Here is a 23,399-nt window from a genome sequence, read left to right as displayed (position 1 = left end):
GGTGGGGAAGGCGGTGGCCGCCTTCCCCCTTTGGTCAGGTGCGGATCACTCGATCCAGCCTTTTTCCTTGTAGTACTTCTCGGCACCGGGATGCAGCGGAGCCGAGAGGCTGGCGCTGATCATCTCTTCGGGCTTCAGGTTCTCGAAGGCCGGGTGCAGCTTCTTGAAGTCGTCGAAGTTTTCGAACACGGCGCTGACCAGGGTATAGACGGCGTCTTCCGACACGTCGGCGCTGGTCACCAGGGTGGCACCGACACCGAAGGTGTTGGTGTCTTCGTCGTTGCCACGGTACATGCCGCCCGGAATGACAGCCTTGCGGTAGAAGGGGTTGTCGGCGATCAGCTTGTCCACCGCTTCGCCTTCGACGCTGACGAGGTTGGCGTCACAGGATGTGGTGGCCTCCTGGATGGCGCCCGAGGGGTGGCCGACGGTATAGGTCATCACGTCGATCTGGTTGTCGCACATGGCCGAGGCCTGTTCGGCCGGCTTCAGTTCGGTGGCGATGGTGAAATCGTCCATCGACATGCCCTTGGCTTCCATCAGCACTTCCATGGTGCCGCGGCTGCCCGAACCGGGGTTGCCCACGTTCACGCGCTTGCCCTTGGTGTCATCGAAGGTCTTCACGCCGGCATCGGCGCGAGCGACCACGGTGAAGGGCTCGGGGTGCAGCGAGAAGACGGCGCGCAGGCCTTCGAAATTGCCCGCGTCGGCAAAGGAGGAGGTGCCGTTGTAGGCGTGGTACTGCCAGTCGGACTGGGCGACGCCGAATTCCAGCTCACCCTCGCGGATGGTGTTGATGTTGTAGACCGAACCACCTGTGGATTCGACCGAGCAGCGCACGCCGTGGTCCTTGCGGCCCTTGTTGACCAGACGGCAGATCGCGCCGCCGGTGGGGTAATACACGCCGGTCACGCCGCCGGTGCCGATGGTGATGAACTCTTCCGCCATGGCGGCAGGCGCCAGAAGCGTCGCCAGGGCCAGGCCCGCAGTGGTGCGTTTGAGTGTTGTGATCATGGATTTCTCCCTTTTTTCCGATGAAGTGTCTTTCGTTCGTCGCCACCCGACCTTGGGGTCAGGGGCGTTGGCCTGTCCCGCCCGGGCCAGTGCCCGGGATGGGAAGGAATGACAGCGCCGCCCTGCGCCAGGCACCCGGGGCCCCCACGACGCCCCTCGCACCCGCGTGTTGCCCGACGGGCAACCCCCGAAAACGAAAGGTCAATTCTGGGGTCCGGTGATCCGGCAAGCAGCAGCTCCTCATCCCTGGCCGACGAGTCGGAGTTTGGAGGCCTGCCGTCAGGCTGTCAACGCGTGAGTGGTTGCCGCAGGGGAAGGCGGGATCAGACCGTATCGAGGTATAGTTCGACCTGTTCGTCGTCGCTCAGCTCGGCCAGGTAGTGCAGTTCCTGCCGCTTGGTCATCACGAAGTTGGTGATCAGCGCCTCGGGGAGGATGCGTTTCATGGCGGGGTCTTCGGCGAAGGCGTCGATCGCGGTTTCCCAGGTGGTGGGCATGCGCGGCAGGTCCATGGCATAGGCGTTGCCGGTGATCGGATCGGGCGGCAGAACGCCATCCTCCAACCCGTTCAGCGCGGCGCCGAGGATGGCGGCGATCATCAGGTAGGGGTTCACGTCGCCCCCCGCCACGCGGTGTTCGATGCGCCGCGCCTTGTGGTTGCCGCCCGGCACGCGAATCGCGGCGGTGCGGTTTTCATAGCCCCAGGCAATGGCGGTGGGGGCATGGGCGCCGGGCACGAAACGGTCATAGCTGTTGCCGTGGGGCGCGAAGAGAAGGGTCGAGCCGGGCATGGCGTTCATGCAGCCGGCAATGGCATGGCGCAGCGCGTCGGTTCCGCGTTCGCCGCCATCGTCGAAGATGTTGTTGCCGTCACGGTCAAGCACCGAGAAATGTACATGCATGCCGTTGCCCGAGTGTTCCTCGTAAGGCTTGGCCATGAACGAGGCGGCAAAGCCGTGCTTGCGCGCCATGCCGCGCACCAGCAGCTTGAACAGATAGGCATCGTCGGCGGCCTTCAGCGGGTCGGCGACATGGGTCAGGTTCACCTCAAACTGGCCCTTGCCGGCCTCCGAAATCACCGTCTCGGCGGGGATGTCCATGGCCTCGCAAGCCTCGTAGAGGTCGGTGAAGAAGGCATCCCAGGCATCCAGCGCCCGCAGCGACAGGATTTCGGCGCCCTGGCGGCGCTTGCCCGAACTGGGGGATTTGGGAACGCGCAGATCCTTGCCGGAATCGTCGATCAGGTAGAACTCAAGCTCGGTCGCCACCACGGGGGTTAGCCCGCGTTCGGCAAAACGGGCCTGCACATTGGCCAGCGCATGGCGCGGATCGCCGGCAAAGGGCGTGCCGTCCTCGTGGAACATCCACAGCGGGATCAGCGCGGTGGGCGCGGCCAGCCAGGGCATGGGCACCAACCCGCGTTCGGTGGGAAACAGAACGCCGTCCGGGTCGCCCGCGTGATGCACCAGCGGGCTGTCGTCGATGTCTTCGCCCCAGATATCGAGGAACATCACCGACAGCGGAAAGCGCGTGCCGTCCTCGAACACCTTGGAGGCCAGGTGGGCGGGCATGCGTTTGCCCCGGGCCTGGCCGTTCAGGTCCGAGGCGGCGACGCGGATGGTGCGGATATCGGGGTGTTCGTCGAGATTCATCTGATGACCTGAGGGCGGACGCGCAGTTTTTGCCGTCTCTCCTGCGGCAGATGCCGGTTCAGCCGCGTGTTTACAAGGCCGAATATGCCGATCACGCAAAGCGTCAGGAGAATGAAATAACCGGCAAGGATGGGGTAGGGGATGAAGGGGTTGAATGTCTTGTCCGCGAAATAGCTGGCATAATACAGCGCGTCACCGCGTTGCTGCCAGGCGGGAAAGCCGCTGAAATAGACAAGCGTGGTGGCGTGGAACAGGAAGATCGCCTCATTCGTGTAGCTGGGCCAGGCCAGCCGCAGCATGGTGGGAAAGGTGATCTTGCGGAACTTGGTCCAGCCGGAAAAGCCATAGGCGTCGGCGGCCTCCATGTCGCCCTTCGGAATGGTCCGAAGCGCACCATAGAAGATCTCGCCCGCATAGGCGGCGGTGTTCAGGAACAGCACGATCAGCGCCCCCGCCCAGGCCCGCGTCAGCCAGCGGGTTTCGACGGTGATCTCGGTGAAGCCCAGGTTCAGGTCGAACCCCAGCTTGGGCAGCATCACGAAGGTTTCGTAGGCCAGGAAGAACTGGATGAACAACGGCGAGCCGCGGAAGATGAAGATGAACCATTCGGCCGGCTTGCGCACCCAGCGGTTGGGCGCGGCCTTGGCCATGGCAACGGTGATGGCCATGAAGAAGCCGAAGCAAAGCGCCAGCACGCCGAAATAGATGTTCCAGAGCAGCCCCGAGCCGATCAGCGTGAACTGTTCGCAAAGCGTGAAGTCGCTGCGCGGCAGCAAGCGTTCGCCGATCCCGATCGAGCGCAGGGCATAGGCCTGGATGGTTTCGACGCAACTCATGCGGCCCGCCTCTGTGCTTCGCCCGCGACGGTGGCCTGGCCGCGCGACAGGCGGTTTGTCAGGCGTGTCAGAACCACCTCGGACACCCGGGTGAGGGCAAGGTAGAAGACCAGCAGGGCAAGGAAATAGTAAAGCCGCCAGTCGGGATGCGGATAGGAATAGACCTGGGTTTTCGAACCGCCCAGCTCGCGCGCCCAATAGACGATATCCTCGACCCCCAGCAGGAACAGCAGCGGTGTCGCCTTGATGAGGATCATCCACAGGTTCGACAGCCCCGGCAGGGCATAGACCCACATCTGCGGCACGAGGATGCGCCAGAAGGTCTGGCGGCGCGACAGGCCATAGGCCTCGGCGGTTTCGGTCTGGGCGCGGGGAACGGCCCGCATGGCACCGTAGAGGACATTGGCCGCAAAGGCGCCGAAGACGATGGCGAAGGTCAGCACGGCGATGGCGAAACCGTAAACCTCGTGCACCCATTGCGGGCTGGACGAGAGCGGCAGCTTGGCCGCGGCGCAGACCACGAAATCGCTGCCCTGGCGCACCGGCATGTCCCAGTCGGGGCATTTGACCTGATGGCGCAGCCATTCGAAGGCCTGGTCCAGCGCGATGACGAAGAACAGGAAGAACGCGATGTCGGGCACCCCGCGCACCACGGCGGTATAGCCCTTGCCGAACCAGCGCAGCGGCGCGAAATGCGACCGCGCCGCGACCGCCCCGCCGAAGCCGAACAGCAGGGCCGCCGGTGCGGTCACCGCCAGCAACAGCATCACGGTGCCGAACGAGGCATAGAAGGCCATGTGCTTGCCCGTCGTCAGGTAGCAGGCAAGCCAGTGCAGGCCGTCAAGCGTGTCTGGATCGGTACAGGCGAGGATGGGCGATCACCTTCTGGCGGCAGCGTTCATGGAAACGCCGGTTTTTTTGAGTATTTGCAGCAAGAAAGAAACAGGGGCGCGGCAGGCCCGGCCCCTGTTCCCCGCGGATCAGAAGGTGGCGGCTTCGTCGCCGAACCACTTCTTGATCATGGTGTTCAGGCTGCCATCGCCCTTCATCTCGGTTATGACGGCATCGAAGGTTTCCTTCAGCTCGGTGTCGGATTCGCGCAGACCAAGGCCGATCCCGCCGCCCAGCATCACGTCGTCACCCATGAGTGCAACATCCGAGCTTTCGGTGCCGATGGGCTCGAGGAAGGCCTTGTCGGCCAGGACGGCATCGGCTTCGCCGTTGCGCACGGCGGCGACGGTTTCGTCGGGGGTGGCGAATTCCACCAGCTGCTTGCCCTCCATCGAGGCGACATGGGCCGCCTGGATCGTGCCGGTCTGGGCGGCGATCACGGTCACGTCGTCCATGGTCACACCGTCAAGCGCCAGGAAGGCCGAGGGATCGGGCGGCAGGTAGTTCTGGGTGAAATCGATCACCTCGTCGCGTTCGTCGGTGATGCTCATCCCGGCGATGATGGTGTCATAGTTCGACGAGACCAGGTTGGGGATGATGCTGTCCCATTCGTTGGTGACCCATTCGCAGGTCAGTTCGGCGCGCGCGCACATCTCATCGCCCAGCTCACGCTCGAAACCGTCGACCTCGCCGGCGTCGTTGATGAAGTTGTACGGAGGATAGGCGCCCTCGGTGCCCATGCGGATGGTCTTGGAGTGGGCGTCGGCCATGGCCATGCCGGCCGAAAGGGCCAGCGCGGCGGTGGTGAGGATCAGTGTCTTCATTTTGGTTCTCCCGTGGTAAGTGTTTGATTTATTGCGCCGGTTGGCCGGCGTTACTGCGGTTTTCCGGCATTGAGGAACCCTTGCAGGCGTTCCGTCTTGGGCGCGCCGAACAGGGTTTCGGGCGGCCCTTCCTCTTCGATGCGGCCCTGGTGCAGGAAGACGACGTGATCGGACACATCGGCGGCCATGCGCATGTCGTGGGTCACGATCAGCATGGTGCGCCCTTCCTCGGCCAGGGCCTTGATGACGCGCACCACCTCTTGTTCCAGCTCGGGGTCGAGCGCCGAGGTGGGTTCGTCGAATAGCAGAGCGCGCGGCTCCATGCAGAGGGCGCGGGCGATGGCGGCGCGCTGCTGCTGCCCGCCCGAAAGCATGGCCGGATAGGCATCGCACTTGTCGCCGATGCCCACCTTGTCGAGATAGCCGCGGGCCTTTTCCTCAACCTCCGCCGCATCGCGTTTCAGCACCGTGACCGGCGCCTCCATCACGTTTTGCAGGATCGTCATGTGGCCCCAGAGGTTGAACTGCTGGAACACCATCGACAGGTTCGTGCGGATGCGCGTCACCTGGGTGCGGTTGGCCGGATGGCGGCCAAGGCCGGTGCCGCGCCAGGCGATCGGTTCACCCTCGAACAGGATTTCGCCCTGCTGGCTGTCTTCCAGAAGGTTCGCACAGCGCAGAAGCGTGGATTTCCCCGACCCCGACGATCCGATCAGCGATACGACATGACCGCGCGGCGCCACCATGTCGACGCCCTTGAGCACTTCGAGCGAGCCATAGCTCTTGTGGAGGTCGCGGATCTCGATGACAGGCGGGTTGGTTTCGGTCACGTGGCAATCATCACTGGGAAAGTCCGCCCAAGTAGGGCGGATTAGTTCACCGATTGCAACGCCGAATTGGCCTCTGACGTTGCGGAAGCCCCGGTTTCGCGCCCCTGGCGCCGCGGTTCGGGCGGATTGGGCAGCGACAGATGCGCGGCTAGCGGCACCTGCACCACCCCCGCAAGGCCCAGCGTGGCGCGATGCGCGGCGGGCAGGGCGGCAATGGCGGACGACAGGGCGCGCAACAGCACCGGCACCAGTTGCGGGAAGGCGGTGATATAGGGCGGCGCGGGCGAGGCTTCGGTGCGCCCGATCACCTGAAGCCGGTCGGTCACATGACTGTCATAGGCCAGAAGGCTGCGCCAGGTGTGGGCGTCGATGGCGGCGATATCGGCCCGCCCCTCGGCCAGGGCGGCGGCGCTGGCGCTGTGGGCGCCGGTTTCCAGTGTGCGGGCAAAGGTGAACCCGTGCCGGCGGGCCAGAACCTGCGCCGCGCCCCAGCCCGAATGCGACATCGCGTCGTTCAGGGCGAAACGGCCATGGGCGTGCTGCGCAATTTCGGTGGGTTCACCGGCGCGGGTCACGATCAGGCTGTGGTAATGGCCGGGCGGCGTATCGTCCAGCGCCAGGTCGGGGTTGCCCACAAGGGCCACGCGCGGATGCAGGCGGGCGCGCAGGGGCAGGTTGCAGGTCTGGCCCAGAAGAAGATCGCCCGATTCCCATTCGGCCCAGAGATCGGGCCCTCGGGTCAGCCGGGCAGGGGCGTCGATGCCCCGGTCGTGCAGCCGGTCGCGCAGCAGCGCCCAGAGGGCATCATGCGCCGCCGAGGTTTCGGCGCGGTCGTACATCGGCAGGCTGGCGATCATCCCCGGCGCGCCTCGACCCGTTGGCGGGCCAGGTTGCTGTCGCGGTCGTTCAGCCCCAGCATCGGCGCAACCAGGCGCAGCAGGGCATTTTCCTCTTCGTCGCGCACGCCGTCGGCCAGGACGATGTCCCACAGCGCTTCGATCACCTGCATCCGGTCGTCGAAATCCACCGCCTCCTTGATGGCGCGGGTGAAGCGCACGGTGTCGGGGGCCTCGGATTCGACCTGTTCGGCATCGCGGCGCAGGGCGGCGGCCTCGAAGGGCGACATGCCGTGGCGTTGGGCCAGCACCCGGTCGATCCGGTCTATCTCGACATCGGAATACTCGCCGTCGGTGCGGGCGATGCGCACCAGCAGCGCCGCCAGCGCAAGCCGGGCGTCGGGATCGGGCAGGCGCTCGGGTTCGGGCGCGGTGAGACGGCGGATGAGATCAGCAAACATGCACCGCATATAAAGCGCGCCGCCAACGGGGGGAAGGGCGCCTTATGGCATAAATACAATGACACAAAATCTTGTGCATCGGTGACTGCGCAAACCCACCAATATCGCTATAAACATCCCAATGTTCATGTCTGCCCCTGGAATCACGCCAATGTCCCTGCTGCCCCGCGCCCTTGCCATTCTGTCCCTCGTCGCGCCCTCCGCCGTTCTGGCGGGTGATCTTGGCACGACGACGACCGAACCGGCCCCCGTCTATCAGGCGGTGCCCGCGGCGACCCCCGATCTGATCTTCACGGTGCGTGGCGGAGCTTCGGTTGCGCCCGATTATTTCGGTTCCGGCGATTACAGCGTCGGCCCCGATTTCGCGCTGGGGCTCAATTTCCTTCGCCTGCCGGGTGGGCGCAGCTTCGGCAGCGCCGATGCCAACGATCCGCGCTATGGCCTGGGCCTGCGGGGGTCGTTCCGCTATATCGGCAAACGTGAGGCGGCCGATCACGCCGAACTGCGCGGCCTGAACGATGTGGATGCCAGTGTCGAACTGGGCCTTGGCCTGGGCTATACCTCGCGCAACTTCGATGCCTTCGCCGATTTGCGTTACGGCGTTGTCGGGCACGAATCCTTTGTCGGTGAACTGGGCGCGGATGTGAAATTCCACCCCACCGACCGCCTGTCGCTGTCCATCGGTCCGCGTGTCTTCGTCGGCTCGGACGATTACGCGCAGACCTATTTCGGCGTCAGCGCTGCCGAGGCCGGCGCGGCGGGCAGCAACTTTGCCGGGCGTGCCTTCAACGCCGACGGTGGCGTGCTGAGCGCCGGGATCGAACTGGGCGCTACCTACAAGATCGACGACAACTGGGGTGTCGAGGGCGCCGTGACCTGGGATCGCTTCACCGGCGATGCCGCCGACAGCCCCATCGTGCGCCAGGGCGACCGCGACCAGTATGGTGTGCGCATCGGCATCACCCGCCGGATCACCCTGGATTTCTGATCTGCCCTAAAGTTTCGCGAAGAGGCCGTCCAATCGGGCGGCCTCTTCCTTTGTGCCCCAGGGCGGGTTGACCATGAACATGCCGCTGCCCTGCATTCCGTGGCCGGGGCGGGCCGGGGTGAAGGCCACCTCGTGGCTGATCGCATCGGGCAGCGCGCTTTGCAGGCTGCGCACCATGGGCCGGTGGCGCTCGTCGGGCAGGATCGGATACCACAGCAGGATCACGCCGACATTCCACTTGGCGTGAAGCTGCGGGATCAGCCGCGCCAGATCGCCATATTCGGTCTTCACCTCGTAACTCGGGTCGATCAGCGCCAGCCCCCGGCGCGGGGTGGGCGGCAGAAGGGCATGGGCCAGCGCCAGCCCATCGGCCTTGTGCAGCGTCGCGCGGGTGCTGGCCTGCGACAGCGCCGCGTGTTCGGCGGGGTGAAGCTCGGCCAGGTGGCAGGAGTCTCCGGGGCGCAGGAAATGATCGGCCACAAGGGGAGAGCCGGGATAGGCCGTGGCGCCATGGCGCGCACGGGTCGCCGCAAGCACCGCGCGATAGGGGTGATCGCGGGGCAGCATCGGTTCTGCGCGCGTGATCCCCGCCGCCGCTTCGCCGGTCTTGGCGGCCTCGGGCGCGGCCAGATCGTAAAGCCCGCGCCCGGCGTGGGTTTCAAGATAGAACAGCGGTTTGTCCTTGGCGGTCAGATACCGCAGCATCCACGCCAGCAGGGCATGTTTGTGGACATCGGCGAGGTTGCCGGCGTGATAGCCATGTTGATACGACAGCATCGCCTAGCCGTCATAGCCTTCGACGATCACCAGCCGCGTCTGCGATGCCGGTTCACGGATGGCCTTGGCCGCCTGGTAATCGGGGTCTTCGTAGCAGGCGAGCGCCTGGGCATAGCTGGGAAATTCGATCACGACCGACCGCGGAAAGGGATCGCCCTCACGCGCCTCCTGCGTGCCGCCGCGCACGATGAACCGCGCGCCATGGCGGGCGAAGACGGCGCCGTTGGCCGCCTTGTAGCGGGCGTATTCGTCGGCGTCGTGAACGATGTTGTTTGCGATCCAGTAACCTTTGGGCATTCTGTCACTCCGAAGGGGTAGGTTTGCGCCACCCTATGGGCAAAGAGGGAAAAGAGCCATGGATTTGAAGCTGAACGGGCATCGGGTGATCGTCACGGCCGGGGCGGCGGGAATCGGGCTGGAGATTGCCCGCGCCTTTGCCGAAGAGGGCGCGCGCGTGGTGGTCTGCGATGTGGATGCCGGCGCGCTGACAGGCCTGCCCGAAGGGATTGTCGGATTGGAATGCAACGTGGCCGACAGGGATGCCGTCGACCGCTTCATGAAGGCCGCGCTTGACCATCTGGGCGGTCTCGATTGCCTGGTGAACAATGCCGGGATCGCAGGCCCCACCGGCGCGGTGCAGGATATCGACCCGGGCGCCTGGGACGATACCCTGGCCGTCTGCCTGACCGGTCAGTTCAATGTCGCCCGCCGCGCGGTTCCGGCGCTGATCGCCAGCGACAACGCCGCGATGATCAACCTGTCCTCGCTGGCGGGGCGGGTGGGCTTTGCCCTGCGCAGTCCCTATGCGGCGGCGAAATGGGGGGTGATCGGGTTCACCAAGTCGCTGGCCATCGAACTGGGCGGGCAGGGGGTGCGTGTGAACGCCATCCTGCCGGGCCTGGTGGCCGGGGATCGCCAACGCCGGGTGCTTGAGGCCAAGGCCCAGGCCCAGGGGGTGAGCTTTGCCGAAACCGAGGCGCGGGCCTTTTCCTATTCCTCGATCAAGGACTATGTGACACCCCGCCAGATTGCCGACCAGGCCCTGTTCCTGGCCTCGCACCGGGGCGCGACGATCTCGGGGCAGGCGATATCGGTCTGCGGCGACACCGGGATGATGGCGTGAGGGGCCTTTGGGGATCAGTGGCAGTGAAGGGGTTTCGATCCGGCATGGCAGCACTGACCGGGAGGCGAGGATTTGCGGCAACCCCCTGAATGGCCGGTGCTTTCCGACGGAGGCGTCAGCGAGGGGTGGGCAGATGAGAAGCCCGCGCTTGCCGGAGTTGACAGGGCAAGCGCTGCGAAACAGATCAGAACGATTTTCATTGGATAGCTTTCAAATAGAATTAACCATTTGTTAACTATCTACCAAATCACCGGTTCGGGAAAGTGCGAATCCCCCGGTCCCATCCGCCGCTGACGCAGCCAGTAAATCCCCTTCTCCGGCCTTGGTTAAACCAGCCGCGACACGTCCTTCGCCGCGCGCACGAAATCCTTGAACAGGGGATGGGGATCGAAGGGTTTGGATTTCAGCTCGGGGTGGAACTGCACGCCGATGAACCAGGGGTGGTCGGTCACTTCGACGATCTCGGGCAGGCGTCCGTCGGGGGACATGCCCGAGAAGGCCATGCCCTTTTCCTCCAGCGCCTTGCGATAGGCCATGTCCACCTCATAGCGGTGGCGGTGGCGTTCCTCGATCACGTTGGTGCCATAGATCTCGGCGACCTTCGATCCTTCGGCCAGGTTGGCGGTATAGGCGCCCAGACGCATGGTGCCGCCCTTGTTGTCGTCGACCCGGCGGGCGACGGTGTGGTTGCCCTGCACCCATTCCTTGAGGTGATAGACCACGGGTTCAAACCGCTTCTTTCCGGCCTCGTGGTCGAATTCCTCGGACCCCGCGGTGGCAAGCCCGGCCAGGTTGCGCGCGGCCTCGACCACGGCCATCTGCATCCCGAGGCAGATGCCCAGGTAGGGAATCTTGCGGGTTCGGGCATATTCCGCCGCCTTGATCTTGCCCTCGGTGCCGCGTTCGCCAAAGCCGCCGGGCACGAGAATGGCATGGAAGCCTTCAAGCGAGGCGGCGGCATCGCCGCGTTCGAACAGCTCGGCATCCACCCATTCGATCCGCACCTTCACCCGGTTGGCCATGCCACCATGGGTCAGCGCCTCGGCAATGGATTTATAGGCGTCCTCAAGCTGGGTGTACTTGCCGACGATGGCGATGCGCACTTCGCCCTCGGGGTTGTAGATGCGGTCATAGACATCCTCCCAACGGGTCAGGTTGGGGCGCGGGGCGGGGGAGATGCCGAAAGCGTCCAGAACCGCCTGGTCCAGCCCTTCGCGGTGATAGGCCAGGGGGGCCTCGTAGATGGATTTCAGGTCATAGGCGGCGATCACGCTGTCGGGGCGGACGTTGCAGAACAACGCCAGCTTTTCCCGCTCTTTCTGCGGGATCAGCTTTTCGCTGCGGCAGACCAGGATGTCGGGGGCGATGCCGATGCTGCGCAGTTCTTTCACGCTGTGCTGGGTGGGCTTGGTCTTCAACTCGCCGCTTGCCGCGATCCAGGGCAACAGGGTGAGATGCATGAAGATGCATTCGCCGCGCGGGCGGTCCTGGGCGAACTGGCGGATCGCCTCGAAGAAGGGCAGGCCCTCGATATCGCCGACCGTGCCGCCGATTTCGCAAAGCATGAAATCCACCTCGTCGGCGCCGACCTTGAGGAAATCCTTGATCTCGTTGGTTACGTGGGGAATCACTTGGATCGTCTTGCCCAGGTAATCGCCGCGCCGTTCCTTTTCGAGAACGGTGGAATAGATCCGCCCGGACGAGACGGAATCGGTGTTGCGCGCCGCCACCCCGGTGAAGCGTTCGTAATGGCCCAGGTCAAGGTCGGTCTCGGCGCCGTCGTCGGTTACGAAAACCTCGCCGTGTTCGAAGGGCGACATCGTGCCGGGATCGACGTTGAGATAAGGGTCGAGCTTGCGCAGTCGCACCGAGAACCCGCGGGCCTGCAACAGCGCACCAAGGGCCGCCGATGCCAGCCCCTTGCCCAGGGATGAAACGACACCGCCCGTGATGAAAACATACCGTGCCATGATCGAAGGCCCCCGTGGTTGAACGCTTGGATGATCGCCTAGTCGCGATGCAAATACTGTCGGAATGCGGTGCGGATTGCGCACCACCACGGGATTTAAGCCTTACAGGATTCGCGCTCTGCCCGCAACCAGACCGCAACATCTTGGGGTGCCCGGGCGGGCGCCCCACAGTTTTCGGAATCAGTCGGCGCGCGGCGGCGTCAGCGGCGTGTCATCGGCGCTGGGGGGCAGCAGGTCGCTGCCCGCGGGCAGGTCGGGTGCGGTCTGTGCCGGCGCTTCGACGCCAAGGCGGTCGACAACCGAGGACCCGGCCGATTTCTGCGCCGCGATCACCGTCAGGCCGATCGAGGTGCCGATGAAGCAGATCGCGAAGATCCAGGTCATCTTGGTGAGCGCCGTCGCAACGCCACGGGCCGATACGGCACCGCCGCCGCCACCGCCGCCCATGCCCAGTCCACCCCCCTCGGAGCGCTGCAAAAGCACGACCCCGATCAGGCACAGGGCCAGGATCAGATGAACGACAAGAACGATGTTTTCCATGACGGCGGCCTTTGGCATTGGGACAGGCGGTATCTAAAAGCCAAACCCCCAAGCCGCAACCCCAAAGCGTCGCGGCCGTGGCGGTCATCGCGGTGCGGTGCTGGAGCGCTATTCGTCGACATCGTCCATGTCGGCCTGGCCCGACAGCTTGCGCCGCGCCAGGCTCCAGCTCAGCCCGATGCCCAGAACCAGAGACAGGGCGAAAATGCCCAGCCAGGTGTTGGCATCGCGGTTGTCCAGCCGCAGCACCTGATAATCGTAGAGCACCCAGATCAAGGCCCCCACCACCGCCGCCACCAGCACCATGCCGATTCCCCCGATCGACCGCACCGTGGCCCGCAGATAGACGATATAGCCGATCAGCAGGAGAAGCCCCAGAAGCACCGCCAGGGGCATCTGGTCATCCCAGTTGGCGCGCACCCAGCGCACATAGTTCAGGTCGGTCGGATTGAACGTCGCCGCCAACAGGACGAACGCGAAAAGCCAGCGCAGCAGAAACCCCATTCGATCCTCCATCCCCTTTGGCACTGGATGGCAGAGGAAAGGGCGCGCTGTAAACCCTGCGGGCGGGTGTGAAATCCGTTTGTCCTGCCCTGCGGGCGCGCGTATACGGGCGCGGGCCGCACGCAATGCGGTACACCGGATCTGGAAAGGAAGCCTTATGGCCAATGTCGTCGTCGTCGGAGCCCAGTGGGGGGACGAGGGAAAAGGCAAGATCGTGGACTGGCTGAGCGAGCGGGCCGATGTGATCGCCCGGTTTCAGGGCGGGCACAACGCGGGCCACACCCTGGTGATCGACGGCAAGGTGTTCAAGCTGTCGCTTCTGCCTTCGGGAATCGTGCGGGGTGGCAAGCTTTCGGTGATCGGCAACGGTGTGGTGCTGGACCCCTGGCACCTGGTGCAGGAAATCGCCAAGCTGCGCGAACAGGGCGTCGACATCACCCCCGAGAACCTGATGATCGCCGAAAACACGCCCCTGATCCTGCCCATCCACGGCGAACTGGACCGCGCCCGCGAAGCGGCGGTGGGTGTCGCCAAGATCGGCACCACCGGGCGTGGAATCGGGCCGGCCTATGAAGACAAGGTGGGGCGGCGTTCGGTGCGGGTGGCCGACCTGGCAGATCCGGCGACGCTGGAAACCCGCGTCGACCGCGCGCTGGTGCATCACGATGCCCTGCGCCGTGGTCTGGGGCTGGAACCCGTTGACCGCGCGGCCCTGATCGATGCCCTGCACGAGATCGCGCCGGCGGTTCTGGAATATGCCGCGCCGGTCTGGAAGGTGCTGAACGATCAGCGCCGCGCGGGCAAGCGCATCCTGTTCGAAGGGGCGCAGGGCGCGCTGCTGGACATCGATTTCGGCACCTATCCCTTTGTCACCTCGTCCAACGTGATCGCCGGGCAGGCGGCCACGGGCACCGGCATCGGGCCGGGCGCCATCGACTTCGTGCTGGGCATCGTCAAGGCCTATACCACCCGCGTGGGCGAAGGCCCGTTCCCGGCCGAACTGAACGACGAGACGGGCCAGCGCCTGGGAGAGCGGGGGCACGAATTCGGCACCGTGACCGGGCGCAAGCGGCGCTGCGGCTGGTTCGACGCCGTGCTGGTGCGCCAGACCTGTGCCACCTCGGGGGTGAACGGCATCGCGCTGACCAAGCTTGACGTGCTGGATGGCTTCGAAACGCTGAAGATCTGTGTCGGCTATGACCTGGACGGCACGCGGCTGGATTACCTGCCCACCGCTGCCGATCAGCAATCGCGCTGCGTGCCGGTCTACGAAGAAATGCCCGGCTGGAGCGAATCGACCGAGGGTGCGCGCTCCTGGGCGGATCTGCCGGCCAACGCCATCAAGTACGTGCGCCGGGTCGAAGAGCTGATCGGCTGTCCCGTCGCGCTCCTGTCCACCTCGCCCGAGCGGGAGGACACGATCCTGGTGACCGACCCGTTCGCCGATTGAGGAGGCTGCAATGGCGCTGAGTTACAAGGCACGTCGGCGCTGGTCGCTCCTGATCCTGCTGGTGGGGCTGCCGCTTTACATCCTGGTGGCCAGCTGGGCGGTGACCCTGCTGGACCGGCCCAACATCCTGATCGAACTGGCGATCTACATTGTGCTGGGCATCGTTTGGGCGCTGCCGTTCCGGGCGGTGTTCCGCGGGATCGGTCAGGCCGACCCGGGCAGGGACGACAAGGACTGACGCCAAGACAAAAGGCGGCCCGTTTCGGGGCCGCCTTTTTTGATGGTTCGGGCTGCGGGTTAATGACCGGCGGCGCGGGCCTGGGGTTCGCCGCCAGCCTCGCCCAGGGCGAACTGGCCACGTCCCACCTTGCGGATCCGGCCGGTGCGCAGCAGTTGCCCAAAGCTTTGCAGACCCTTTTCGCGGCTTTCGGCAAGGTCGGGGCGCAGGGCCGCGGCGCGGCGCAGGATCTGCGGGCGCGTCAGTTCTGCCTGGCCCTCGTACTTGGTGGAATAGGCCACGGCGGCTTCAAGAAGATCGGGCAGGGCATCGGCACCACGCTCGGCGGCGAAATCGGAGAAGCTGAGCGTGCCGTCGTCATCCTGTGCTGGGGCCGGGGCCGGTGCCGGGCGCGCGGCCGAAACCCGGCGCGGGCGCACCACAGCGGGGCGCGACGTGCCCTCGGCGGGCTTGTCGATCCGCTGTTCGGACACCAGGACCAGCGGGGCAGGGCGCGGCGCCAGCGGGTCGGCGGGGCGTTCGCGCGCCGGTGTCGCCCGGCCCTGATCGGCACTTGCCGAAACCGGGCGGCGGGGGCGCACCACCTGGGCCAGGTCGTCGCGGTAACGGTTGAGGCTTTCGTCCTCGACCGGTTCGGCGCGGTTGCCCTTCATCATGCGGTCGGCCTTGGTGGCGGCGACGGCGGCCTTCAGGTGGGCGATGGCCGAACGGCGGCGCGACCCCTCGGTTTCGCTGAGCTTGGCGTTGGTTTCGTCGAGCAGACGGTTCAGCGCCTGTTCATCGCCATCCTCGGCGGGGGCCTCATCGGGCGCTTGCGCTTCCTCTTCGGCGTCCTCCATCAGGTCGGCATAGCGCATCTTGGCCTTTGCCGCCTCGGCCTTGCCGGCGGCTTCGGCCGCTTCGCGTTCGACCTCGGCCAGTTCGGCGGCCAGTTCGGCTTCCTCGTCCTCGTCCAGGCTGGTCTGGCCGATCAGGTCGCGGATGCCCTCGGTCAGCGAATCGTCGGTGTCGTCGGTTTCGGTCTCGTCGGATTCGGCAAAGACGTTCGTGCCGTCCGCCTCGTCGTGGTCGGTCAGGGCGGCTGCGATGGTATCGGCCAGCGTGTCCATGGTATCGTCGTCCGAGGCCTCGAGTTCGTCCTCGGCTGCGGTGATCGCGTCATCTTCGTCGTTGTCGACTTCGATCTCGGCGACCATGTCGTCATCGTCGGTCAACTCGTCATCTTCGACTTCCTCGATTTCACCGGCGGCCAGGGCGGCCTCGAACTCGGTCCGCTTCAGCTTGATGACACGGGCGATCGGGCTCTGGGGCACGGTGGCCTGGGGCGTGGCAGCCTCCTTGGCGCGGCGAGCTTCCTCGGCTGCTGCGGCCGCTTCGGCCTCCTTGGCGCGGCGTGCTTCCTCGGCTGCGGCGGCCGCTTCGGCCTCCTTGGCGCGACGTGCCTCCTCGGCGGCAGCAGCCTCTTCGGCCTCCTTGGCGCGACGTGCCTCCTCGGCGGCAGCAGCCTCTTCGGCCTCCTTGGCGCGGCGTGCTTCCTCGGCTGCGGCGGCCTCTTCGGCCTCCTTGGCGCGGCGTGCTTCCTCGGCTGCGGCGGCCTCTTCGGCTTCCTTGGCGCGGCGTGCTTCCTCGGCGGCTGCGGCCTCTTCGGCCTCCTTGGCGCGGCGTGCTTTCTCGGCTGTTGCGGCCTCTTCGGCCTCCTTGGCGCGGCGTGCCTCTTCGGCTGCGGCGGCCTCTTCGGCTTCCTTGGCAAGGCGCGCTTCTTCCGCAGCAGCGGCCTTGTCGGCCTCCTCGGCAATCAGGTCATCTTCGTCGATGGCCTTTTCGACACTGTCATCGGCCAGCATTTCGGCCAGGCTGACCGCCGGTTCGGAATCGTCCCCCGGCACGGTTTCGGAGGTGAAATCGTCGGGGTCGTCGGCGAGCGGGGGCTGGTTGTCGTCCACCGGGGCCGCGGTGCCGTCAAGATAGGCCTCGACCGGCTCATCCTCGACGAAGGCGGTGTCGGTGTCGCGGTTGGCCCGGGCGCGGGCCACCACGGCGCGGATGCGCGAGAGTTTCGCGGCAACGCTGTCGCCGTCGATGTCCACCTCGAAGGGGGCGTTGTCGGCCGGGTCGGCCTTGGCGGGCGAGGGCCGGCGATCGTCGCCGCGGCTGACCTGCGGCGGGCGTTCGGGCGGCGCGGCCGAGGGCAGGTCGGCGCCGACGGCATCGGCCGTCTGGCGCAGCACGACACCATTCTTCTGCACGCGCGCCTCGACCCGGCGCTTGACCTCGCGCTCGGCAATCTGGTGAAGCATCTGCGTATCGGGCTGCGGCGGTTCGGCGCCGAAGTAACGGTCGTCCGCAGCCAGATCACGGAAGTATTCCGCGATTGATTTCATCGTCTCGAAAGGCTGGTCGAACCCTTCGAGTGTGCACGAGAACGTGCCATATGAAACAGTCAGAATCTTGCTTGATCCAACCATGGTTAACTCGCTTTCTCCCCCGATCCAGCAGGGGTATGTTTACCACGGATTGGTTCGCAAATCAGAACAGAACTGCGGATAATCCGGTATCTTTTCGCGGCCAGAATGTGGTCGGAAGGCTGATATAAGGTTAATTTCCCCATGGCGGACAAGATGGTTTCCGATCGCGTCGGTGCAACCCTGGTGGGCGGGGGGCCTGTTTTGCAAGGCGATCTGGAGATGGCACGGGCCATTGCGCCGCTTCTGGTGGCGGCCGACGGGGGTGCTGACACTGTTCTTGAATTTGGGCAAATGCCAGATTGGACCATCGGAGACCTCGACTCGATCTCGCGGGCGGCGCGCGACAGAATCGGTGCCGAGCGGATGATCCACGACACCTGCCAGATGACCACGGATTTCGAGAAATCCCTGTCGCGGATCGCGGCGCCGCTGGTTTTGGGGCTGGGGTTTCTCGGCGGGCAGGTCGATCACGAACTGGCGGCGCTGGGGGCGCTGGCGCGAAAGCACGATCCGGTCGTCCTGATCGGCGCCCGCGACGTGGTGACCCATGTGTCCGTGGGTATCGACCTTGCGCTGGACAGGGGCGCACGATGTTCGCTTTTCCCGATGGCGCCGGTGCGCGGACGGTCGGAAGGGTTGGAATGGCCGATCGAGGGCCTGGATTTTGCGCCGGGCGGACAGATTGGAACGTCGAACCGCGTGACCGGCCCCGTGCGGTTGCGCTTTGACGGGCCGGGGATGCTGCTTATTCTGCCGCGGGCGGCCTTGGCGCCGCTTCTTGCGGCGCTTGGCTAGGTGCCGCGGTCCGGATCGCGGCCGCATTCAGCGCCCTTTCGCGCGCCACGATATAAAGCCCCGAGGCAAGCGTCACCGCGATGCCCAATGCGGCAAGGCCGTTGGGCAGATCGCCGAAGACGGCCCAGCCGATCAGCGTGGCCACGGGGATTTCAAGGTATTGCATGGGGGCCAGTGTCGCCGAGGGGGCAAAGCGCAAGGACCATGTCATCAGCAGATGCCCCGCCGTGCCCAGCAGACCCAGCAGCGCCAGAAGCCACCAGGCATTTCCGCTGGGCATCACGGCGTCAAGCTGCGGCAGGCCACTGCCATCCAGCAGCCAGAGCGCCGGAACCAGCACCACCGAGGCCATGACACCGCTGACGAACTGCAGGCCGATCGGGTCGACATCCTTGGCAATGGTGCGCGTGACCAGCATGAACAGCGCAAAGACCACCGCCACCACCAGCGGCAGAAGCGCGGGCGCCCCGAAGGCGGCGAAACTGGGCTGGACCACCATCAGCGTTCCGCCAAAGCCCACGGCGCAGGCCGCCATGCGGCGGGGGCCGATCTCTTCGTGCAGGACGAAGCGGCCCAGCAGCAGCAGGATGAAGGGCATGACAAAGGCGATGGCCACGGCCTCGGCTATGGGCAGATAGACCAGCGACAGGAACATCGCGCCGATTCCGGCGATGTGGAAGAGGGTGCGCAGGGCCGTCAGGTACATGAGCCGCCGGTTCAGCCGGATCACCTGGGGCGCCATGAGGACCAGCGGCACCAGGAACAGGACCTGCAGCACGAAGCGAACCGTGACCAGCTGCCCGACGGGCAGGGTGCCGCCCAGAAGCTTGGCCGTGGCGTCGCCCATGGGGGCCAGGATGCAGAAGCCCAGCATCAGCGCAATGCCCAGAAGCGGGCGGTCGGCGGCGCGTAGCACGGTCATGCCGGGGGCGGAGCGGCTGGGAGCGGGTCGCGCTCCAGCCGCCTTTCGCGCAGGAAGACATAAAGCCCAGAAGCGACGATAAGCAGGATGCCCAGCAGGGTCTGAAGATCGGGAAGATCGGCGAAGATGTAGTACCCCAGCAGCGTGGCCACCACGATTTCAAGGTATTGCAGGGGGGCGATCGTTGCCGCGGGGGCGAATTTCAACGCGAAACTGATCATCAGGTGCGAAACCGCGGCCATCACCCCGACGCCGATCAGCCAGACCCAGGCCCAGCCTTCGGGGGTGCGGGTCAGGAGGGGCGCGACCTCGCTGTCGCGCGCAAGCCAGAGCAGGGGGAGGATCAGGGCGGTCGCCGCCAGGGCCGTCCAGAACTGCAGGGCGACGGGCGGCACACGCCGGGCGATCCGGCGCGTCAACACCATGTAGCTGGCGAAACAGAAGGCGGTCACCAGCGGCAGCATCGCCACGGGGCCGAAGACGGCCAGGCTGGGCCGGATGATCAGCAGGGCGCCGGCAAAGCCCACCGCGCAGGCGCCGATCCGCCGCCAGCCGATGGATTCGCCCAGGACAAGGGCCCCCAGCAGGGTCAGGATGAAGGGTTCGACAAAGAAGATCGCCATGGCATCGGCCAGGGGCATCACCCCCAAAGCGGTGAAGAAGGCGCCGGTCGCGATCAGGATCAGCGCCGCCCGCAGGACATGCAGGGCCCAGTCGCGCCGCGCGGGCCAGGCCAGTTGCGACAGCACCGCCGCGGCCAGCAACAGCAGCGCGGCCTGAAGCCCGAAACGGAAGGCCACGATCTGTCCCACCGCGATGCTGGATGCGGCTAGCTTGGCAAAGCTGTCCATGATCGGCGCGGTAGCGGTGAAACCGATCATCAGCAGGATGCCGAGAAGGGGGCGGTCAGGTGTCATGGCGCGACGCTAGGCCGCACAGGGGCGGCTTGCAATGGCTGTTGCGCGGTCCGCGCGGGTGAAAGGGGGGCTGTCTGCCCCCCGTCGGCTGCGCCGACTCCTCCCGAGGATATTTGACGACCAAAGATGTGACATGCCGGCCCCTGCATCTTTGGTCTTCAAATATCCCCGCCGGAGGCTCCCCCGGTTTCGGGGCGTGGATCGGTCAGCAGTTGGGCACGTTCACGGCGAGCCCCCCGAGGGAGGTTTCCTTGTACTTCTCGCTCATGTCGGCGCCGGTCTGGCGCATGGTCTCGATGGCCGAATCCAGCGGCACCAGGTGCGTGCCGTCGCCCCGCAGGGCCAGCGAGGCGGCCGAGACCGCCTTGATCGTGCCAAGGCCGTTGCGTTCGATGCAAGGAACCTGCACCAGGCCGCGCACCGGATCGCAGGTCATCCCCAGGTGATGTTCCAGCGCGATCTCGGCGGCGTTTTCGACCTGGGGGGGCGTGCCGCCCATGACGGCGGCAAGGCCGGCGGCGGCCATGGCGGCGGCGCTGCCCACCTCGGCCTGGCAGCCGCATTCTGCGCCCGAGATGCTGGCGTTGTGTTTCACCAGCCCGCCGATGGCGGCGGCGGTAAGCAGGAATTCGGGGATGCGCGCCGTCGTCGCCCCCGGGACATGATCGAGCCAGTAGCGGATCGTCGCGGGAATCACCCCCGCCGCGCCATTGGTGGGGGCCGTCACCACCTGGCCACCGGCGGCGTTTTCCTCGTTCACGGCCATGGCGTAGGCGCTCATCCAGTCGTTGATGGTATGGGGCGCGCGCTGGTTCTGGCCGCGTTCCGCAAGCAGCGCCTGGTGGATGTCGTGGGCGCGGCGGCGCACCTTCAGCCCGCCGGGCAGGGTGCCCTCGGCGGCGAGGCCGCGGTCGATGCAATCGTTCATCACCTGCCAGAGGCGCTTCATCCCCGCGTCGAGGGTGGCGGCGTCGCGTCGGGTCAGTTCATTGGCGCGTTTCAGCGCGGCGATGGATTTTCCGGTGGCCGCGCACATCTCGAGCATCTCGGCCGCGGTCTTGAAGGCATGGGGCACCGGGGGGCCGTCGTTTGTATCGGCGCCGTCGCGCAGTTCGGCCTCGGTCAGGACGAAGCCGCCGCCGACGGAGTAATACGTCTCTTGCGCGATCACGTCACCCTGCCGGTCGGTCGCCATCAGGATCATCCCGTTGGAATGGCCGGGCAGGGGCGGGCCGTAATCGAACCTCAGGTCGGTTTCCGGGTCGAAGGCCAGCGGCGCCAGCCCCGGCGGGGCGACGCGGCGCTCTTCGCGGATCGCCTTCAGTGCCGCCTCGGCCGCTTCGCCGTCATAGGTTTCGGGGGCAAAGCCGGCCAGCCCCAGGATCACGGCGCGGTCGGTGGCATGGCCGACGCCCGTGAAGGCCAGCGAGCCGTGCAGCGAGGCGCGCAGGCCCTCGGCGGTGAAGGGCATGGCGCGCAGGTGGTCGAGAAACCGCGCAGCGGCCACCATGGGCCCCATGGTATGCGACGACGATGGGCCGATGCCGATCTTGAACATCTCGAATACGGAAAGAAACATGGGTGGTCCTGTCGTTGGCTTGCAGCACCGACTGTGGCACGGCAGGCCCCCGGTTGCACGGGCGATTGCGACGTTTTGCGCCGCGCTGGCGATGCCAGGGGCGCGAAGGGCGGGTAATAATCGCTCGCACATGGCGCCGTCCCGGCCTATAAGGCGCGAAATGCCGCAGCTATCCGGAGCCGTTCTGATGTCAGGTCGCCTGTCCCCCATCGACACCGCAAAATTCGTCGCCGCCAAGCGCGCCTGCGACTTTGTCGAGGACGGGATGCGCGTTGGCCTTGGCACCGGAAGCACCGCCGCCTGGCTGGTGCGCTGCCTGGGCGAGATGATCCGCGAGGACGGTCTGCGCATCACCGGGGTGCCCACCAGCACCCGCACCGCCGAACTGGCCCGCCAGGTGGGCATCAAGGTGGTGAGCCTGGACGAGGCGAAGTGGCTGGACGTGACCATCGACGGCGCCGACGAGTTCGATGACGAGCTGAACCTGATCAAGGGCGGCGGTGGCGCCCTGCTGCAGGAGAAGATCGTGGCGACGGCGAGCGACCGGATGGTGGTGATCGCCGACAAGAGCAAGCAGGTCCAGACGCTGGGGGCCTTCCCCCTCCCGGTCGAGGTGGTGCCCTTCGGCTGGCAGACCACCAAGGCCCTGGTCGAAGAGACTCTGGCCGCGCTGGACGTACTGGGCGATTCCGGCACCCTGCGGATGAACGGCGACAGCGCCTTCGTGACGGACGAGGGGAACTACATCCTGGATCTGCACCTGAACCGCATCGGCAACGCGCGGCAACTGGCGCTGGTGATCAACCAGATTCCGGGGATCGTGGAAAACGGCCTGTTCATCGACATCTGCGACGTCGTGGTGATCGGCCACGGCGACGGCCGGGTCGAGGTGAAGGACGTGAACACCGGCGTCACCCAGCAGGACAAGATCGATTTCGTGGACACCGAGAACCTGTTCAGCGACCTGGGGGAGTAGGGGACTTTCGCCGCGCAAGGACAGGTATTTCTGTCGAGGCACCCTTCTCGGCGCGAGGGAGTTCTTGAAAAACGAACCGACAGGATGGAAAATGCTTAGCCATTTTTTGCTCACCTTTTTTTGTGCCTTCGCTGTTGCGGTGCCAGCAAGTGGGCAAGAGAAATTCGAGTTCATTGCCTGTTCATTTCAGGGTGAGTTTGAAATCCTCGCGTTCTATGCGACCCCAGAAGGTCAGGTTTTGTCGGCTTTTGATCCGACCGTCGTCGTGCGTTTCGAGGCAGATGTTGGCATCTTTTCCAAAGGACGTTTCATTTATCAACTAAACGGCGCTGACAACTCGGCGGTTCGTGTCACCACCCAAAGTATCGAAAAGGGAACGTGTCAGGATGTAGGCAGTGAGATTGACAAGATCCGGCATCTTGGGTTCGAAACCGACCGAGTGGCCGAAATTCGGCGGCAGAATGGAGTGCTGAACCGCCAAGTTTCTGATCTTCGCGATCATCTGGACCAACTTCAGGCCTTGCTTGATCTTGCCATGGAAAAGGATGCTGCGTCACTGGCGCGGATCGAAAGTCTGAGCGCCGATCTTGCCGCAGCCCTGGCTCGTACAGCAATTGAGGCAAAGAAGTGAAAAGGTTCGGAAGTCGAATTGGAAGCCGGCACGGCGGCCAATCGATGTTGCTTTAGGTGGCTTGGCAACGCTCCTTCTATTTGGGGCGATGGTTCAACCTGGAGCAGGGACCGATTGCTAAAGACAACGGCACGGCACTTTCCTTCATTCTAGCCGCTCTGGCCATCCCCTGCCACATCT

The 23,399-nt window shown here is 65.5% G+C and carries 24 protein-coding genes; 7 read left to right on the top strand and 17 right to left on the bottom strand.

What is annotated here, in order from left to right; all coding sequences use genetic code 11:
* Positions 1–45: 45 nt before the first annotated feature.
* From H7828_RS01715 to H7828_RS01680, 8 genes are all read right to left on the bottom strand, one after another.
* Positions 46–1,014, bottom strand: a complete 969-nt coding sequence (locus H7828_RS01715; RefSeq protein ID WP_226779208.1) for a TAXI family TRAP transporter solute-binding subunit — start codon at positions 1,012–1,014, stop codon at positions 46–48.
* A gap of 323 nt (positions 1,015–1,337) precedes the next feature.
* The gene (locus tag H7828_RS01710) at positions 1,338–2,666 is read right to left on the bottom strand and encodes a glutamine synthetase family protein (protein WP_226779207.1); all 1,329 of its coding nucleotides are present in this window, start codon (positions 2,664–2,666) and stop codon (positions 1,338–1,340) included.
* The gene (locus H7828_RS01705; protein WP_226779206.1) at positions 2,663–3,502 is read right to left on the bottom strand and encodes an ABC transporter permease; all 840 of its coding nucleotides are present in this window, start codon (positions 3,500–3,502) and stop codon (positions 2,663–2,665) included. The genes H7828_RS01710 and H7828_RS01705 overlap by 4 nt, the downstream gene beginning before the upstream one ends.
* Complete coding sequence (locus H7828_RS01700; RefSeq protein ID WP_226779205.1) at positions 3,499–4,299, bottom strand: ABC transporter permease; 801 nt, start codon at positions 4,297–4,299, stop codon at positions 3,499–3,501. Before H7828_RS01700 ends, H7828_RS01705 begins: the two co-directional genes overlap by 4 nt.
* A 183-nt stretch (positions 4,300–4,482) precedes the next feature.
* Positions 4,483–5,217: a transporter substrate-binding domain-containing protein gene (locus tag H7828_RS01695; protein ID WP_226779204.1), complete on the bottom strand. Its 735-nt coding sequence runs from the start codon at positions 5,215–5,217 to the stop codon at positions 4,483–4,485.
* 50 nt (positions 5,218–5,267) lie between these two features.
* The gene (locus H7828_RS01690; protein WP_226779203.1) at positions 5,268–6,047 is read right to left on the bottom strand and encodes an ABC transporter ATP-binding protein; all 780 of its coding nucleotides are present in this window, start codon (positions 6,045–6,047) and stop codon (positions 5,268–5,270) included.
* Positions 6,048–6,088: 41 nt separating this feature from the next.
* Positions 6,089–6,904, bottom strand: coding sequence for a phosphate/phosphite/phosphonate ABC transporter substrate-binding protein (locus H7828_RS01685; RefSeq protein ID WP_226779202.1), 816 nt, complete (start codon positions 6,902–6,904; stop codon positions 6,089–6,091).
* Positions 6,901–7,344, bottom strand: a complete 444-nt coding sequence (locus H7828_RS01680) for a tellurite resistance TerB family protein (protein WP_226779201.1) — start codon at positions 7,342–7,344, stop codon at positions 6,901–6,903. Before H7828_RS01680 ends, H7828_RS01685 begins: the two co-directional genes overlap by 4 nt.
* A gap of 151 nt (positions 7,345–7,495) precedes the next feature.
* On the opposite strand from H7828_RS01680, the gene H7828_RS01675 reads away from it, so the two are divergent.
* Complete coding sequence (locus H7828_RS01675) at positions 7,496–8,332, top strand: MipA/OmpV family protein (RefSeq protein WP_226779200.1); 837 nt, start codon at positions 7,496–7,498, stop codon at positions 8,330–8,332.
* Positions 8,333–8,338: 6 nt separating this feature from the next.
* Here H7828_RS01675 and H7828_RS01670 read toward each other — a convergent pair whose 3' ends face one another.
* Both H7828_RS01670 and H7828_RS01665 read right to left on the bottom strand, forming a co-directional pair.
* Positions 8,339–9,109 carry a 23S rRNA (adenine(2030)-N(6))-methyltransferase RlmJ gene (locus H7828_RS01670; protein WP_226779199.1) on the bottom strand — a complete coding sequence of 257 codons (771 nt, stop codon included), beginning with the start codon at positions 9,107–9,109 and terminating at the stop codon, positions 8,339–8,341.
* A gap of 3 nt (positions 9,110–9,112) precedes the next feature.
* Positions 9,113–9,406, bottom strand: a complete 294-nt coding sequence (locus H7828_RS01665; RefSeq protein ID WP_226779198.1) for a DUF1330 domain-containing protein — start codon at positions 9,404–9,406, stop codon at positions 9,113–9,115.
* 58 nt (positions 9,407–9,464) lie between these two features.
* Here H7828_RS01665 and H7828_RS01660 point away from each other — a divergent pair, with 58 nt between their 5' ends.
* Positions 9,465–10,232 (top strand): SDR family oxidoreductase, encoded by a 768-nt coding sequence (locus H7828_RS01660; protein WP_226779197.1) that lies wholly within the window; start codon positions 9,465–9,467, stop codon positions 10,230–10,232.
* A gap of 326 nt (positions 10,233–10,558) precedes the next feature.
* Here the strand turns inward: H7828_RS01660 and H7828_RS01655 are convergent, their stop codons facing one another.
* The 3 genes from H7828_RS01655 to H7828_RS01645 form a co-directional block, all read right to left on the bottom strand.
* Positions 10,559–12,202 (bottom strand): CTP synthase, encoded by a 1,644-nt coding sequence (locus tag H7828_RS01655; RefSeq protein ID WP_226779196.1) that lies wholly within the window; start codon positions 12,200–12,202, stop codon positions 10,559–10,561.
* Between the two features lie 180 nt (positions 12,203–12,382).
* Positions 12,383–12,742 carry a preprotein translocase subunit SecG gene (gene secG / locus H7828_RS01650; protein ID WP_226779195.1) on the bottom strand — a complete coding sequence of 120 codons (360 nt, stop codon included), beginning with the start codon at positions 12,740–12,742 and terminating at the stop codon, positions 12,383–12,385.
* A gap of 108 nt (positions 12,743–12,850) precedes the next feature.
* Positions 12,851–13,246, bottom strand: a complete 396-nt coding sequence (locus H7828_RS01645) for a DUF6524 family protein (RefSeq protein WP_226779194.1) — start codon at positions 13,244–13,246, stop codon at positions 12,851–12,853.
* 157 nt (positions 13,247–13,403) lie between these two features.
* Between H7828_RS01645 and H7828_RS01640 the strand changes: the two genes are divergently transcribed.
* On the top strand, positions 13,404–14,696 hold the full coding sequence (locus tag H7828_RS01640) for an adenylosuccinate synthase (RefSeq protein ID WP_226779193.1): 1,293 nt from the start codon (positions 13,404–13,406) through the stop codon (positions 14,694–14,696).
* Between the two features lie 10 nt (positions 14,697–14,706).
* Positions 14,707–14,934, top strand: a complete 228-nt coding sequence (locus H7828_RS01635) for a DUF2842 domain-containing protein (RefSeq protein ID WP_226779192.1) — start codon at positions 14,707–14,709, stop codon at positions 14,932–14,934.
* A 59-nt stretch (positions 14,935–14,993) separates the two neighbouring features.
* Here H7828_RS01635 and H7828_RS01630 read toward each other — a convergent pair whose 3' ends face one another.
* Positions 14,994–17,315: a hypothetical protein gene (locus tag H7828_RS01630; RefSeq protein ID WP_226779191.1), complete on the bottom strand. Its 2,322-nt coding sequence runs from the start codon at positions 17,313–17,315 to the stop codon at positions 14,994–14,996.
* Positions 17,316–17,540: 225 nt separating this feature from the next.
* Between H7828_RS01630 and H7828_RS01625 the strand changes: the two genes are divergently transcribed.
* Positions 17,541–18,194: a thiamine diphosphokinase gene (locus H7828_RS01625; RefSeq protein WP_226779190.1), complete on the top strand. Its 654-nt coding sequence runs from the start codon at positions 17,541–17,543 to the stop codon at positions 18,192–18,194.
* Here H7828_RS01625 and H7828_RS01620 read toward each other — a convergent pair.
* The 3 genes from H7828_RS01620 to H7828_RS01610 form a co-directional block, all read right to left on the bottom strand.
* Positions 18,145–19,116, bottom strand: coding sequence for a DMT family transporter (locus H7828_RS01620; protein ID WP_226779189.1), 972 nt, complete (start codon positions 19,114–19,116; stop codon positions 18,145–18,147). The genes H7828_RS01625 and H7828_RS01620 overlap by 50 nt on opposite strands.
* A complete protein-coding gene (locus tag H7828_RS01615) occupies positions 19,113–20,033 on the bottom strand; it encodes a DMT family transporter (protein ID WP_226779188.1) in 921 nt (306 codons plus the stop codon). Before H7828_RS01615 ends, H7828_RS01620 begins: the two co-directional genes overlap by 4 nt.
* A 205-nt stretch (positions 20,034–20,238) precedes the next feature.
* Positions 20,239–21,612, bottom strand: a complete 1,374-nt coding sequence (locus tag H7828_RS01610) for an L-serine ammonia-lyase (RefSeq protein WP_226779187.1) — start codon at positions 21,610–21,612, stop codon at positions 20,239–20,241.
* Positions 21,613–21,799: 187 nt separating this feature from the next.
* On the opposite strand from H7828_RS01610, the gene rpiA reads away from it, so the two are divergent.
* The gene (rpiA, locus tag H7828_RS01605; protein ID WP_226779186.1) at positions 21,800–22,588 is read left to right on the top strand and encodes a ribose-5-phosphate isomerase RpiA; all 789 of its coding nucleotides are present in this window, start codon (positions 21,800–21,802) and stop codon (positions 22,586–22,588) included.
* Between the two features lie 64 nt (positions 22,589–22,652).
* On the top strand, positions 22,653–23,219 hold the full coding sequence (locus tag H7828_RS01600; RefSeq protein ID WP_226779185.1) for a hypothetical protein: 567 nt from the start codon (positions 22,653–22,655) through the stop codon (positions 23,217–23,219).
* Positions 23,220–23,399 lie beyond the last annotated feature (180 nt).

It is taken from the genome of Oceaniglobus trochenteri (assembly GCF_020529025.1).
Classification (GTDB): domain Bacteria; phylum Pseudomonadota; class Alphaproteobacteria; order Rhodobacterales; family Rhodobacteraceae; genus Oceaniglobus; species Oceaniglobus trochenteri.
This window is presented reverse-complemented; position numbering and strand designations above follow the sequence as displayed.